Below are 14810 nucleotides of genomic sequence, written 5' to 3'. Positions count from 1 at the left end.
CCGCGACCCATTACCCTCACTGCCCCCCTGCCCCCCCCGAGGTCGCCATGAGTGACGAGAAAAACCCGAAGCAGAAGCTCGCCGCGCTGGAGCTCGCCATCGCGAGCGTCGAGAAGGAATACGGCAAGGGCGCGATCATGCGCCTCAAGGAGGGGCAGAGCCTGCACGACGACGTCGCCGCCGTCTCCAGCGGCTCGCTCTCGCTCGACATCGCCCTCGGCATCGGCGGCTACCCCCGCGGCCGCATCATCGAGATCTACGGCCCGGAGTCGTCCGGCAAGACCACCCTCACCCTGCACGCGATCTCCCAGATCCAGCGCTCCGGCGGCGTCGCCGCCTTCATCGACGCCGAGCACGCGCTCGACGTGAACTACGCGAAAAAGCTCGGCGTGAAGACGGACGAGCTGCTCATCTCGCAGCCCGACTACGGCGAGCAGGCCCTCGAGATCGCGGACATGCTCGTCCGCTCGAACGCCGTCGACATCATCGTGGTCGACTCCGTCGCCGCCCTCGTGCCCAAGGCCGAGATCGAAGGCGACATGGGCGACAGCCACGTCGGCCTCCAGGCCCGCCTCATGAGCCAGGCCCTCCGCAAGCTCACCGGCACCGTGGCCCGGTCGAACTGCCTGCTCATCTTCATCAACCAGATCCGCCTGAAGATCGGCGTGATGTTCGGCAACCCCGAGACGACGAGCGGCGGCAACGCCCTCAAGTTCTACTCCTCGGTGCGCATGGACATCCGCGCCATCGGCAAGATCAAGGAGGCGGCCGCGAGCGGCAAGGAGCCCGCCGTCGTCGGCAACCGGACCCGCGTGAAGATCGTGAAGAACAAGATGGCGCCGCCCTTCCGCGAGGTGGAGTTCGACATCCTCTACGGCCAGGGCATCAGCCACGCCGGCGACGTCATCGACCTCGCGACAGAGGCGAACATCGTCGAAAAGAGCGGCGCCTGGTTCTCCTTCCAGGGCGAGCGTATCGGCCAGGGCCGCGAGAACGCCCGCACCTACCTGGAGCAGCACCCCGACGTGCTCGAGCGCATCGAGACGCTCGTGCTCGCCAAGCACGGCATCCAGCGCCCCGGCAAAGCGCCCGAAGCCGCGTCCGCCCCGGCCGGCAAGGCCGCCGGAGCCCCCGCCGAAGGTCGCCGCGCCCCCGCGAAGACCAACTGATCCATCCCCAAGGGAGCCTTCCTCATGGCAGGCTCCCTCTCGTCACCATGAACCTCTACGTGATGCGCCACGGCCTCGCGGCCGAGAGCTCGCCATCGGGCCGGGACCGCGATCGCCCCCTCACCTCCGAAGGCATCCTCGGCGTCGAGGAAATCGGCAAGACGCTACGAGCCCAGCACGGGCCGACGCTCGGCCGCATCGTGGCAAGCACGTACCTGCGCGCGCACCACACCGCCGAGCTCATGGCCGGCGTGCTCAGCGCCGCAGCAATCCCGATCGAGACCTTCTCGGAGCTCGAACCAGACGAGCCGCCGCCCGTCGCGCTCCTGCGCGAGCTCGCCACGGCAAACGCAGACGCACTGCTCGTCGGCCATCACCCGATGGTGATCGCCCTCCTGCGTCTGCTCGTGCGTGACGTGGCAGAGCTGCCACTCGGCCTGCATCCAGGCATGCTCGTGGGTATCGCGCGCCCGAGCGGGCCCGACGTAAAACCCGAGCTCGGCGGCTCCTTCCGCGTGACGACGGTGCTCCGCCCAGCCCGGTGACGCGCGCGCTCGACAGGCAAGGCGCGCCGCGCTACCCGTTCCCTCCCCCATTTTCACCGAGATTGCGCGTGCAGGAAGAGACGAAGGCCCCGAAGTCCCCCGATCCGCAGCGCGCCATGACGGCCCTCGCCTGGGCCGTCGAGCGCGCCGAGAGAGGCACGCCCCCACCGCCCCCCGAGCCCGGCGACGCCCCCACGCACCCCGTCGCAGACAGCGACGACTTCCGCGCCGCCTCATCGCTCTACCTCCCCGACGTCCGCCGCTCCATCGACCGAATCATCATGTCGCGCGACGCCGAAGACGGTCTCGACGCGCTCCTCGAGTGCGGCGCACTCGCCGCCATGCTGCCCGAAGTCAAAGCAATGGTCGGCTTCGGCGACGGCGAGTGGCGTCACAAGGACGTCTGGAAACACACGAAGCAAGTGGTGCGGCAAGCCGTGCCGCGGCTCGAAGTCCGCTGGGCAGCGCTGCTCCACGACATCGGCAAGGTCAAAACGCGGACGATCTCGCCCTCAGGGGAGGTCCACTTCTTCGGCCACGCCGAGGTAGGCGCGCGCATGTTCGACCGGCTCGATCGGCGTCTGCCGCTCTTCAACCCCGAGCCCGCGCTGAAGAGCTCCGTGCGGTTCCTCATCCTGCACCACCTGCGGGCAAGCCAGTACGAGGCCTCCTGGACGGACAGCGCCGTGCGTCGATTCGCAAAGGAGATGGGGGACGGGCTTCAAGATCTGCTCGACCTGTCGCGCGCAGACATCACCACGAAGCGACCCGAAAAGAAGAAGAAGGGTCTGCGCCAGATCAGCGATCTCGCCGAGCGCGTGGAGCAGATCCAGAAGCTCGACGCCGTCGTCCCCCCGCTGCCGAGCGGCATCGGCGACGAGATCATGCGCTCGTTCGGTCTGCCGCCGTCGCGCAAGATCGGCGAGCTGAAGAAGGCACTCGAAGCCGCTGTCGAGAGCGGCGAGGTCCCGTCGCACCAGTGTGCCGACGTGTATCTCGCGTTCCTGCGGGAGAACGCGGGGCGCTTCGGGCTCTGAGAGGGAGCGTCGCGCCGGGGTTTCACCCCGGACCCGAGCAGGGGCTATCCGCCCCTGCACCCGGACCAGCGCAAGCGCTGGACCCGAGGTGCATCGACCGCGATGCGGTCGATGCAAGGGGGAGCCTGTAGCAGCACCCGCTGTACGAGCAGGCTGTTGAGAAACGCCGCGAGCGCCCTGGAGCTAGGGAGGAGGACGCAGGAATACAGGCGTATTCCGAGGACGACGACCGACGATCCAGGGCGCGCAGCAAGTTTATCAACAGCCTGCTAGCGGCGGCGGTTCTCGACGAGCGATACGACAAAGTCGAGGCCGCTGCGCACGCGGTCAGGCAGGACGCCGTCGATCCGCTTGCCCAAGCTGCGCTCCAACTTCGCGCGCTCTTCACGGAGATCCTCCAGGGAACGCGCGAGGTCCCCCCTGGATACTTCGAGCTCGCGTTTCACGCTGGCGAGTTCGTCAACCCGCTCGCCGAGCTCGCGTTTCACGCTGGCAACTTCACCAACCCGCGCGTCGAGCTCCCCTCTCACGCTGGCAAGTTCACCAACCCGCTCGCTGAGCTCCCCTCTCACGCTGGCAAGTTCACCAACCCGCGCGTCGAGCTCCCCTCTCACGCTGGCGAGTTCACCAACCCGCGCGTCGAGCTCCCCTCTCACGCTGGCAAGTTCACCAACCCGCGCGTCGAGCTCCCCTCTCACGCTGGCAAGTTCACCAACCCGCGCGTCGAGCTCGCGTTTCACGCTGGCGAGTTCACCAACCCGCTCGCTGAGCTCCCCTCTCACGCTGGCAAGTTCACCAACCCGCGCGTCGAGCGCCCCCCGCAGCGCTTCGACCTCCTTCCGAAGCGCCTCGACCTCCTCCTTCGACGGCCCCTGCACGACCGGCGCCGCGAGCTCCGCGACCGGCGGCTCCGGCGCCGCAGCCACCTCGACGACCGCCGCCCGCATCACCTCGCCCTCGGCCGTCCCAATCCAGATCGACGTCGCCCCCTTCGTCGTCGTCGCCAAAAGCACCCGCGGCCGCCCCTTCCCGCCCGCCGCCGTCGTGCTCACCGGCGCCTTCGGCCCCTCGCTCGGCGCCGAAAGCGACGCCGCGTCGTACAGCGCGATCTTCCCATTCGCGAACGCCACGACCACGCTCGTGTCCGTCACCACCGCGTCCGCGATCGGCGCCTCCAGCGTGACGAGCGACGCCTCCGCGCGCTCCCCGTCCCGCGTCACCACGCAGATCCCCGCCCCGCCGCGCTTCCACACCACGCAATACACGCGGCCGCCGCGCACCTGATCGAACTCCGCCGCCCCCGCCGGCAACGTCACGCGCGCGCTCGGCCCGCGCTCCGGCGCCGTGCCCGGATACACGCGAAGCTGCCCGCCCTGCTCGCCCTCGGCCAAGAGGTACGTCACGCCATCCCCCGCATCCCCCGCGCGCACGCGCCCCGGAACCTCCACAGGCCGCGCGCCCACCTCGCCACGACCAAGCGACAGCGAGAGCACCCTGCCCTCATCGCTGATCGCGAGCGCGCCTTCCCCCGAAGGACGCGGCAGCAGCGTCCGCATATCCCGCACGATCTCGCGCACCCGGTACGGATCCCCGAGCGGCACGGACCACACCGTTCCTTCCTTGTCGCGAACGAGCGCCACGTCTTTCGACAGCAGCGCCACCTCCTGCGCGGTGATGCGAGGCAGATCGATCGCGTCTCCACTCGTCGCCGTCACGGGCGTGACCGCGATGCGGGCCGGCCTCGACGTCAAAAACGCGACGAGGCCCGTGGTCCCGAGCCACGCAGACGCCGTGGTGCCAGCGCCGAGATCGAGAATCTTGCGCGGAGATTCGAGGTGCGAAGTCGACATGGCCCCGAGGTTACCCGAGGCCGCCCGCTTTTGTCCCGAGGGTGACGCCTCGCGTCCCCCTCTCGGCCAGGCGAAGCCCGGCCGATTCACCCCCCGAGGCGAGCTCGCTGCGCGATCTCGCGGAGCACCGAACGAGTTCGGCGCTCGAGCGGACTACTTGAGCCGCGCGTCACACGTCGCGCAGCGCTTCGGCACGGCATCCTTGTGGTAAACCTCGCCGCACCGGCCGCAGAGCCGTGCGTCGCGCTCGAACGCGATGAGCTTGCCGCTCGCCTTGCACTTGAGCCCCGCGACCTGCGCCGGCTCGAGCGGCAGCGTCTCGGCCGCCCCCTCGCCCGCGTTCTCCAGCGCGCCCGCCTTGACGTCCTCCATCTTCGCCGGGATCCGCTCGCGCGCCTCGCGCAGCACCTTGCCCGCCGCCTCGGGCAACGCCGCGAGGGAGATCACGATCGACGTCCCCTCCCCCTCGACGGTCAAGCTCCGATCGCCGAGCACGATCCGGCGCACCGCATGCCACGCGATCCGCTCGATCTCGTTCGTGCCCTTCTCGACCCCGACGCCTGCGTCGCCCACGCGGATCGTTTGCGCCGGCCGTGGCCCGAACAGCGCTGTCACGAGCAGCACGGCCGCGCCGGCGGCGAGCAGGTACGGCGCGGCCTTGTGCGGCCCGAGCGCCTCGTCGCGCAGCCATTGCCCGTACGTCCCGGCCCCGACGAGCACCGCCGCCACCGAGAATGCGAGCACCGACAGGATCGCCGACGGCGAGCTCTTCGGCTCGAACCGCTTCTCCGTGCGCGGATCCGAGCGGAGCTTCAGCACGACCTCGTCCCGCGAAGGCGCCTTCTTTCCGCCCTTCTTCGTCTTTGCCTCTCCCATCGTCCCTCGCGCTTGCTCTATCGGATGCGCTGCCCGAACGCAATCCAACCGCAGTAGACTCGGCCTCGCATGCTCGGTCGCCTGGCCACCTACGTCGTCCCCGCGGCCTCGGTGACCGTCACCGCCCTCGTGCTCTTCGGCCCAGGTTCGCCGAACCCAGCGCCCTTCGTGCGGGTCCGCGGCGTGCCCGTGGCCGGCGGCCAGACGCTCGCCCTTCGCCTCGAAGGCGCACGGCGGCTGTTCGGCGTGGACGACGTCGCGGCACTCGAAGGCGTGACCGTCGAGGTGACGGACGCCGGGGCGAACCTCGCGCCCCGGGCGGTCTCGCTCGGCCCGGACGGCGTGGGCGAAGCCTCGGTCGAGAAAAACGCGCCGCTCACAGGCCCGCTCGACGTCCGGGTTCTCCAGGGAAACACCGTCCTCGTCGAAGGGACCGTGCCGCTTCGGCCTACCGAGCCCCCGCGGCTCGGCAGGCCGCCCGTGCAAGGCGTGGCGACGGGGGATTTGCGTATCTCGGTGGTCGTGCCGCGAGGCCAGCTCGCCGCGCCTTTCCCCGAGGCGATCCAGGTCCGCGTGCGCGAACCCGACGACCTCCCGCTCCTGCCCGGGCGCGTTCCGCCAATCACCATCAAGGCGTCGGCGTCCGGCGCCACGATCGAGCCACCAAACGTGAATTTGCGCGATCCGCGTCCGGCGACGTTCACCGTCACGCCCCTCGCGCACCTCGTCGAGCTCATCCTCGTCGCCAACGATCACCGTGGAAACGAAGGTCGCTGGGAAGGCCTCTTGCCCGTGCGGCCGGGCGCCATCTGGCTCGACCCCGATCTCCACGCCGGCCTCACGTTCGTCTCGCCCGCCCCGCGGGATCGCGTCTACGCCTCCATCGTCACCGACGCAGGCCGCATCCTCGGCGCGATCGTCCCCGTCACGCGCGACGACGCCGGTTTTTTCCGCGGTCGCCTCGACGTGAAGCTGCCGAAAGAACCCGCGCAGATCATCCTCTCCGGCGACCCCGGCGAGCGCGGCGACGCCACGACGGCCTGGCCCCTCGCACCTCACGCCGCATCCGCCGCCGCGCCCCGCCTCGAGCTCCTCCTCGACGGATCGGCCGCAGCCGAAGCCCGCGAACACGCGCGAGCCTCCTCGGCGCGACGCGCGGCCGTCTTCCTCGTCGCCATCGCGGCCCTCGCGGAGGTCCTCTTGATCCTCGTGCGCACGCGGGCGTCGCAGCGCGATCTCGATGCAAACCTCGCCGCAGCCGTCTCGCTCGAAGCCAGCGACGAGGCCGGCGCGCCCATTCCGTCCGAAGACCAACGACGTATCGTCGAAGCCGCGCGCGATCGACATCCGGCGCTGCGCGTCGCGCTCGTGATCACGCTCGTCGTGCTTGGTTTTGCGCTCTTCGCGGCCCTCTCCACGTTCCGCCGTTGATTCGTGGGACGGCTTGCCAAGGGCCTCGGAGTCGTGTCTGATCGAGGTTCGCGGTTTCCATCCACCCCCACGAGGAATGTGCCGATGGCTTCCAGGCTCGCGTTTGGTTTGGTTCTTCTCTTGATGGGCTGCGGAGGCGGTGCGCCTCTTCCGGAGACGAAGGAGCCTAGAGCCGCGGCCAAGGTCAACGTCCCCGAGATGCAGCGCAAGGCCACCGTGCGCGTCAAGGCCGAGTTGCCCGAGGACGTGAAGACGGCCTTCGTCGAGACCGTGAAGCAATCGCGCCTCCCGGACGCCATGGGCACCGTCGGCGTGGGCTGGACCTCGACCGGCAGCGGGTTTTTCCTCAAAACGCCGGACGGCAAGGGCCTCGTGCTGATCACGAACCGGCACGTCGTCGACAGCGCGCCGAAGGTCACGATCGTGCTCGACGAACACACGTCGCTCAACGATTGCGACGTCCTCTACACGGACGACAAATACGACGTCGCCGTGGTGAAGGTGCCCGACAGCCTTGCGACGAGCGCCATTGCGGTGGCCACGCTCGGAGACGGCACCGCGAAAAACGACGAAGCCGTGCAGGCCTCGGGGTATCCGCGCGTCGGTGAGCAGCAATCGTACCGGCTCACGAGCGGCACCATCTCGAACTCCGATTTCGCGGTCACGGTGCGCGGCCACAAGTCCTCGTTCCTGCAGCACACGGCCGCGATCGATCCAGGCAACAGCGGCGGCCCGCTCTTCCGCAAGGACTCGCTCGAGGTCATCGGCATCAACACGCTGACGATGCGCTCGAACGACAACCTCTACAGCGCCGTCCCCGCCGCCACGGTGAAGGGCGTGCTCGATCGCGCCTTCAAGGTGCCTTCGAAGACGGACGTCAAGGCGACGATCAAGCAAATCCAAGGCTCGTGCAAGGAGCTCACGGACGAGCTCAGCATCGGCGGCGAGCCTCCCATTTCCACGGTCTCGCTCGTCTCGGATCGCCTCGTCGCCGAGCGTGGTGTGCCCACCTGGGAACTCCGGTACATCGAGAATGGCCCTCCGGAGCGCAACGAGGAAACGGGCGAGGTCACTCCGGGCAAACCCAAGGTCAACGAGGAGGCCTTCGGCGAGCTCGTGTCGGCCGTAAAAAAAGGCGACGTGATGGAGCACCTGCGCGGCCTCACGTTCGCCTACCTCTACGTCGACCTGAAACGGCAAAAGGGCATCACGGGGGATCCTTGCTCGCGCGTCGTCGAGAAGGACGTGCGTGATTACGAGGATCGCGGGTTCGTGCGTGTGGGCATGGATCTCGGCTCGGGCGAGCGCCGGACGATGCGCTTCCGCCTGGAGCAGGGTCACTGGCGTCTCGCCGGATACGAATGAAATACGGGATGGCAGGTGCCTCGGGGGACGCGCTTCTGGAGAGCCTTACGAGAGACGCGAACCTGCCAAGCCTTTTTTGCAGTTGTCCTCCGCCATAGCGTTTCTTGACGCGGCTCCGTTTTCGCCCTGCCTTCGCTGATCCTGGCGCCTCGAGCCCCATTTGACGACCGCGCACGAGCGGCCTACACATCATGTGGGGCGACATGGGGGAAGCCATTTCGGGGGGGCATCCATGCGAAACATTTCCATGATGAGGAGTTGGTTGAGTTGGGTCGCGGTGGCGTTGATTTCGATCGGCGCCGGGAGCGCGGAGGCTCAGACCATTCGCCTGAGCGTGGACTTGAGCCAAGCGCCCCGCCGGCTCTTTCATGCCAAGTTGATCATCCCCGTCACACCGGGACCTCTTACTCTGCTCTATCCCAAATGGATTCCCGGCCACCACAGCCCGCAAGGCCCGATTGTGAACCTCACGGGACTGAAGTTCACCGCCGCGGGCCAGACGCTCGCTTGGAGACGCGACGACGTGGACATGTATGCCTTCCATCTGGAGGCGCCTGCCGGAGCGGATGCCATCGAGGTCGAGCTCGACTACATCTCACCCACCCAAGCAGCTGAGGGTTCGTCGGCCAGTGCGCAACTGGCTGTGTTGAGCTGGAATCAGGTCCTACTCTCTCCCCAGGGCCGCACACCAGGAGAGCTGACCTATGCCGCCACGTTGCGCCTGCCCGCCGGGTGGAAGTTCGGCACCGCGCTACCGGTGGCAAAGCAGAGCGGGGAGACCATCGAGTTTGACCCTGTATCTCTGACGACCCTCGTGGACTCGCCGGTCCTCACCGGCGCTCATTTTCAGACGATTCCGCTCAGCGTCTCCGGCCTGCCTCCTCACCAGATAGACATGGCCGGCGATTCCGAGTCGGCGCTGGAAATGCCGGCGCAAATGGCCGAAAACTACCAACGACTGGTCGCCGAGGCCCACGCCCTTTTCGGCGCTCATCACTATCGCAGTTACCGTTTCCTGATATCGCTCAGTGATCACGTGGGTGGTTACCTCGGACTCGAACACCATGAATCCAGTGACAACCGGCTTCCGGAGCGTTCCCTCAGCACCGACGGCTTGCGGCAGCTGGCGGGCAGCTTGCTTTCGCACGAGTTCGTGCATTCCTGGGTCGGAAAATACCGTCGCCCCGCTGGCCTGGCGACGCCCGATTTCCAGCAGCCAATGAAGGGAGAGATGCTGTGGGTTTACGAAGGACTCACGGAATACCTGGGGAATGTGCTCGCGGCCCGCAGCGGCCTCTTCACGCCCGAGGAGTATCGGGAGGATCTTGCGAGCACCGCTGCGTATCTGGATCGCGCCCGCCCAGGACGCACGTGGCGCCCCCTGGTAGACACGGCGATCTCGTCACAGATCCTCGGCAGCGCGCCGCGGGAATGGAGAGCCTGGCGGCGGGGCACCGATTACTACGGTGAGGGGGTGCTGATTTGGCTCGAAGCCGACGGGATCATCCGCCAAGAGACCCAGGGCCGGCGGTCGCTCGACGACTTCATCCGCCTCTTTTACGGCGGAAGCAGCGGCGCCCCCGAGATGAAGCCCTACACGTTCGACGACCTGGTCGCTGCCCTCAATGACGTGGCTCCCTACGACTGGAAGGGTTTCTTCGACGCTCGATTGAACTCCACGGAACCGCACGCTCCACTCGGAGGCATCGAATCGAGTGGGTGGAAGTTGACCTATACCGACAAACCCAACGAGCTCACGGAATCCCTTTATAGGGAGTATCGACGGCTAGCAGACTTCAGCTATTCGATCGGGTTGATGGTTCGCACGCGGAGCGAGGACGGGAGGATCGTGGACGCCATCAACGGTATGCCAGCGGAACGGGCCGGCCTCGCGCCCGGCATGAAACTGATTGCGGTGAATGGACGGCAATGGTCCGCCGAAGAACTCCGAAACGCCCTGCGGACGGCCAAGAGGACGCGCCAGCCCATCGAGCTGCTGGTGGAGAACGCAGGGTTTTATAGGACCTATTTCGTGAACTATACCGAGGGGGAGAAACATCCGCACTTGGAACGCGACTCCTCGAGACCCGACCTGCTCGGTGAGGTCATCAAGTCTCGGGCGCCCCGCGGTCCGGCGAGCTCGGGCAAAAACTGAAAAAACTGACAGCCGCGCGCGGACATCTCCTCCGAACTCGACCCGGACTTCCGTTTCCGCCTCCGCTTGCCGGTTCCGCTCTCCTCCGCGAGCAGGCTCGACGCGCCTCCGCGTGATACCCTCCCGCTCGTGCGCTCCCACGTCCTCGCCGGCTGCTTGCTCCTCGGCTTGCCCTTCGCCGCGACCGTCCTCGCGCCGCCGAGCGCCGAGGCCGCGGACTTCGACCCGTCCGGGCGCAACCGCAAGAAGCCGCCCAAGCCGAACCCGCAGCCCGGGAGCGGAGGTCAGCCGAAGCAGCCCAAGCAGCCGAAGCAGCCTCAGGGCGACGAGGCGACCGGCAAAGGCCCGGGGAGCGACGCGCTCATCGCGCGGTACACGGCGATCGTCATCTCGCAGCCGAGCGCGCCGTTCCCGCTCCAGCGGCTCTCGCAGCTCTATCGGGAGCGCGACGGCAACATCAAGAAGCTCGTCGAGGAGTTCGAAAAACGCGCTGCCACGCCGGGCGCCGACGCCTGGGCCGCGAAAGTCGCGCTCGCCGGCATCTACAAGCTCGACGGCCGCCCCGAGGACGCCGTCAAGACGTACGAAGCCGCGATCGCGGAGAAGCCGAACGATCCGCAGGCGATCCTCGCCCTCGCGCAGCTCCAGGCCGAGCGCGGCGACAAATCCGCGGCGCGCGCGAGCTACGAAAAGGCCCTCGCCCTGCTCAAACCCGGCCCGGACTTCGAGCAGACGACACGCACGCTCCTCGGGCTTTGCCTCGATCTGAAGGACTTCGAGGCCGCGAAGAAGCACCACGACGCGCTCGTGAAGGCCGCGCAGGGCTCGCTCTTCGTGAAGGCCGAGCTCGGCCGGGAGCTGCTCGCCCGGGCGCTCTACGATCGCGCCGAGGTCGAGTTCCGCGAGCTCGTGAAGGCCGCGGCCGGCGACAACCGCGCGCTTGCGCCTGCGCTCCGCGATCTCGGTCAGGTCCTCGCGCGACAGAAGAAGACCGAGGAGGCGCTCAGCGTGCTCAAGCGCGCGCTCTCGGTCGCGGGCGGCGCGGCCGGCGTGCGCGCCGAGATCCTGGTCATCATGACCGACGCCTTCCGCGCCGAAGGCAAGCTCGCCGAGCTCATCCCGATCCTCGAAGCCGAGAAGGCGCAGGACGCGCAGCGTCTCGCCACGCTGGGCGGCCTTTACGAGGAGACGGGCGACGTCGACAAGGCGATTGCCACGTACCGCAAGGTGCTCGGCATCGACAGCCGCGCGATCGACGTGCGCCTGAAGCTCGTGCACCTCTTGCAGACCGCGGGCGAGCTCGACGCGGCGATCAAGGAGTACGAGGCGCTCATCAAGGCCGCGCCGGGAAACCCGGACTTCGTCTTCGAGCTCTGCGAGACGCTCATCCAGCGCGGCGATCGCCCGAAGGCGCTGAAGCTCCTCACCGAGCTCGAAGCGCGCGTCGGCAGCGAGCCCGAGATCCTCGCGGCCGTCGCCGACTTTTACGAGCGCGTCGAGGAGAAGGACAAAGCCCTCAAGGTCCTGCAGAAGCTCGCGACCTCGGGCGGCGCCGACCACACGTACATCGTCGACCTCGGCGATCGCTACTACCAGGCCGGCGACAAGAAAAAGGCCCTGGAGACGTGGGCGCGCATCAAGCAGGTCGTGCCGAACCGCGCGCGGGCAAACTCCCTGCTCGGCGAGGTCTACCTCGACCACGACATGCCGCTCGAAGCGCTGAACGCCCTGCGCGAGGCCGTTCAGCTCGAGCCGACCAACGTCCGGTACAAGAAGAACCTCGCCATCGCGATCGAGCGCACGGCCGCGTCGCTCGGCAGCGCCGCGCAGCGTTACGCCGAGGCGCGCGTGATCTGGGAGGAGCTGCTCGCCGGCGCCCAGAACGACAAGCTCCTCGCGCGCGAGGCGCGCACGCACATCGTGAGCTTGTGGTCGCTCGCGCACGAGCTCCCGAGCCGCGTCGCGCCGCTCACGGCGCGCTTCAACGGGAGCCCCCCCGATCTCGAAGCCGGAAGGCTGCTCGCCGAGGTGCAGCGCCGCCTGCATCGCCTCGCGGACGCCGAGGCCACGCTGCGCAAGGTCACCGAGCTCGCGCCCGGCGACGAGGAGAGCCTGCTCGCGCTCGAACGAATCTTGGTGCTCGAACAAAACCTGCTCGGCGCGATCGGCGTCCTCGAAAAACTCGTCGAGGTGAACCCCAAGCGCGCCCGCGAGTTCTACCAGCGCATGGCCCAGTACGCGGCCGAGCTCTATCGGGACGACGACTCCATCAAGTACGCAGCGCGCGCCGTCGAGCTCTCGCCCGAGGACGCAAACGGCCATCAGAAGCTCGGCGACATGTACCGCCGGCGGCAGGATTTTCCGCACGCGATCGCGGAGTATCGGCAGGCCATCCAGCGGAACGATCGTCTCTTCCCGGTCTACTTCGACCTCGCCGAGTTGCTCCTTTCGAGCGGCCAGGTCGACGAAGCCGATCGCCTCTTCCGCCGCGTCGTGCGCTCCTCCCCCGACGAGGAGCTCGTCTCGCGCGCGGCGCGCATGAGCATGCAGATCAACCTCGGCAAGAACTCGCTCGAATCCCTCGAACGCGAGCTTTTGCCGGTGGCCGTCGGCAACCCGCAGAAGGGGATCTACCGGCGCCTGCTCGTCGAGCTGTACGGCGCGATGACGCTGCCACTCGTGCAGAAGGTGCGCCACGAGGGCGGGACGTCCCCTGCGGCGAAGGCGGCCCGCGCGGAACTCGCGAAGATCGGCGCACGCGCGATCAAGCCGCTGCTCGACGCGCTCGCCGACGACAAGGAGTCGCAGCAGAAGATCGCGATCGAGGTGCTCGCATACGTCGAGAACAAGAGCGCGGGACCGGCCCTCTACAACTACGCCACGGGCCAGGCCGACAAGAGCCTGCGCGTGCGGGCCATGATCGCATGCGGCGCGCTGCGGGATCCGTCGATCCTGCCGCGCTACGAGCAGATGCTCGCGCCAAAGGACACGGGCGCGGCGCTCCTGCCGAGCGACTCCATCGCCGTCGCCGCAGCCTGGGGCGTGGCGCGCATGGGCGACAAGAAGGCGGAAGCCTTGCTCGTCAAACTTCTCGGCTCGACCTCGCCGGAGGTGCGCGGCGTCGCGGCCCTCGGCCTCGGGCTCACGCACGACAAGAAGTACACGCCCGCGCTCGTGGCCCTCGCCCGCGCGCCCGAGGCCGGCGCCACCGCACGCGCCGCAGCCGTGCACGCGCTCGCGGAGCTGGGCGCTTCCCAGAGCGAAAACCTCCACATGCTCGTCGCACTCGCCGACGCGAACGAGCCGATCCTCCGGCAGGCAGCCCTCGTGGCCCTCGCGCGTCTCGCGCCAAAGGGCGACGCCGCGCAGAGCGCCTCGGCCGAGAACGCCCTCGCGTCGAGCCTCTTCGCGACCGACGAGTCGATGCGCCGCACCGCCGTCGCCGCCGCAACCGCGCTCGCCACAAAAAACTTCTCCCGCACGGGCGAAGCACTGCCGGTGCCCGATGGACCACTCTCCATGAAGGAGATCCTCGCAGGCCTCGGCCCCGACGCGGCACGCCTCGCGTCCGCCCGCGCCCGCGCCCTCGTCGCACTCGCGCCCTCGCTCGAACGCGCAGCCGTGGCCGCAGCCTCGACCTCACCAGATCGCGCCCGCGTCGTGGCAGATGCGCTTCTTGCAAGCGACGCAGATCTCTCACTCGCGCCCCTGCTCGGCGCCGACGACAAACTCGATCCCGAGTCGGCACGCGCAAGCTCCGCCGCGATCGAGCGCATCGCCGCCGCCGTCGTCCCCGCATTCGTCGCGCTCGTCCGCCATCCGGCGCTCGAGGTCCGCACACGCGCAGTCGAGCTCCTCGCGCGCAGGCCCGAAAAAGAGGCACAAGACGCCGTGATCGACGCGCTCTCCGATCCCGAAGAGAGCGTACGGCGGGCAGCCCTCGCCGCACTCGGCAAGGTCAAGCACCCAGCCACCATCGCCGCCGTCGCGCGCCTCGGCCGCGAGGCTCCGAGCTGGCCGCTCCGCGTGCGCGCCGCCGAAGCGCTCGGTCGTCTCGGCGCAGGCGCAGGCGGCCGCGTCGCCTTCGACACGCTCACCACAATCGCGCAGGAGGACCCGTACGCCCTCGTGCGCGAGGCCGCGGCCCTCTCGATGGCCTCGCTCGATCGCGCCGCCGCCGAGCCCATCCTGCGCAAGCTCTCCACAAGCGACCCCGAGCCCCGCATCCGCAAGACAGCCGCAGACCTGCTCGCCGGGAAGGCTACGAACTAAGCCGCTGCGCCGGGGCTCTGCCCCGGACCCCGCGGGGGCTGTTCGCCCCTCGACCCGAACCAGGGCAAGCCCTGGACTCGGGGTGGAAGAACTGCGCGATGCGCAGTTCT

Annotated in this window: 9 protein-coding genes; 7 read left to right on the top strand and 2 right to left on the bottom strand. The window is 68.5% G+C overall.

The features are described from left to right. Window positions 1-47: 47 nt before the first annotated feature. The 3 genes from recA to KEG57_RS42015 all read left to right on the top strand — a co-directional run bounded on the left by recA (window position 48) and on the right by KEG57_RS42015 (window position 2751). Window positions 48-1169, top strand: coding sequence for a recombinase RecA (gene recA / locus KEG57_RS42025; protein WP_272422051.1), 1122 nt, complete (start codon window positions 48-50; stop codon window positions 1167-1169). A 47-nt stretch (window positions 1170-1216) separates the two neighbouring features. Continuing rightward, a complete protein-coding gene (locus tag KEG57_RS42020) occupies window positions 1217-1714 on the top strand; it encodes a SixA phosphatase family protein (protein WP_272422049.1) in 498 nt (165 codons plus the stop codon). Between the two features lie 68 nt (window positions 1715-1782). Then, on the top strand, window positions 1783-2751 hold the full coding sequence (locus KEG57_RS42015) for an HD domain-containing protein (protein ID WP_272422048.1): 969 nt from the start codon (window positions 1783-1785) through the stop codon (window positions 2749-2751). 269 nt (window positions 2752-3020) lie between these two features. On the opposite strand, the gene KEG57_RS42010 is transcribed toward KEG57_RS42015, so the two are convergent. Both KEG57_RS42010 and KEG57_RS42005 read right to left on the bottom strand, forming a co-directional pair. Continuing rightward, a complete protein-coding gene (locus KEG57_RS42010; protein WP_272422047.1) occupies window positions 3021-4601 on the bottom strand; it encodes a hypothetical protein in 1581 nt (526 codons plus the stop codon). A gap of 153 nt (window positions 4602-4754) precedes the next feature. Next, window positions 4755-5477: a hypothetical protein gene (locus KEG57_RS42005; RefSeq protein WP_272422046.1), complete on the bottom strand. Its 723-nt coding sequence runs from the start codon at window positions 5475-5477 to the stop codon at window positions 4755-4757. Window positions 5478-5546: 69 nt separating this feature from the next. On the opposite strand from KEG57_RS42005, the gene KEG57_RS42000 reads away from it, so the two are divergent. The 4 genes from KEG57_RS42000 to KEG57_RS41985 all read left to right on the top strand — a co-directional run bounded on the left by KEG57_RS42000 (window position 5547) and on the right by KEG57_RS41985 (window position 14700). Next, window positions 5547-6908, top strand: a complete 1362-nt coding sequence (locus tag KEG57_RS42000; RefSeq protein WP_272422044.1) for a hypothetical protein — start codon at window positions 5547-5549, stop codon at window positions 6906-6908. An 84-nt stretch (window positions 6909-6992) separates the two neighbouring features. After that, complete coding sequence (locus tag KEG57_RS41995) at window positions 6993-8273, top strand: S1C family serine protease (protein ID WP_272422041.1); 1281 nt, start codon at window positions 6993-6995, stop codon at window positions 8271-8273. 232 nt (window positions 8274-8505) lie between these two features. Continuing rightward, window positions 8506-10428 (top strand): M61 family metallopeptidase, encoded by a 1923-nt coding sequence (locus KEG57_RS41990; protein WP_272459547.1) that lies wholly within the window; start codon window positions 8506-8508, stop codon window positions 10426-10428. Window positions 10429-10557: 129 nt separating this feature from the next. Then, window positions 10558-14700: a tetratricopeptide repeat protein gene (locus KEG57_RS41985; protein WP_272422038.1), complete on the top strand. Its 4143-nt coding sequence runs from the start codon at window positions 10558-10560 to the stop codon at window positions 14698-14700. The last annotated feature ends 110 nt before the right edge of the window (window positions 14701-14810 follow it).

Source organism: Polyangium jinanense (assembly GCF_028435365.1).
The sequence above is the reverse complement of the archived record's forward strand: the minus strand, read 5'-3'. Positions and strand labels throughout refer to the sequence as shown.

What these genes read in the sequence shown, in the direction of transcription:
- recA (WP_272422051.1), top strand. Translation starts at nt 48, where the DNA reads ATGAGTGACGAGAAAAACCCGAAGCAGAAGCTCGCCGCGCTGGAGCTC.
- KEG57_RS42020 (WP_272422049.1), top strand. Translation starts at nt 1,217, where the DNA reads ATGAACCTCTACGTGATGCGCCACGGCCTCGCGGCCGAGAGCTCGCCA.
- KEG57_RS42010 (WP_272422047.1), bottom strand. Translation starts at nt 4,601, where the DNA reads ATGTCGACTTCGCACCTCGAATCTCCGCGCAAGATTCTCGATCTCGGC.
- KEG57_RS42005 (WP_272422046.1), bottom strand. Translation starts at nt 5,477, where the DNA reads ATGGGAGAGGCAAAGACGAAGAAGGGCGGAAAGAAGGCGCCTTCGCGG.
- KEG57_RS42000 (WP_272422044.1), top strand. Translation starts at nt 5,547, where the DNA reads ATGCTCGGTCGCCTGGCCACCTACGTCGTCCCCGCGGCCTCGGTGACC.
- KEG57_RS41995 (WP_272422041.1), top strand. Translation starts at nt 6,993, where the DNA reads ATGGCTTCCAGGCTCGCGTTTGGTTTGGTTCTTCTCTTGATGGGCTGC.
- KEG57_RS41990 (WP_272459547.1), top strand. Translation starts at nt 8,506, where the DNA reads ATGCGAAACATTTCCATGATGAGGAGTTGGTTGAGTTGGGTCGCGGTG.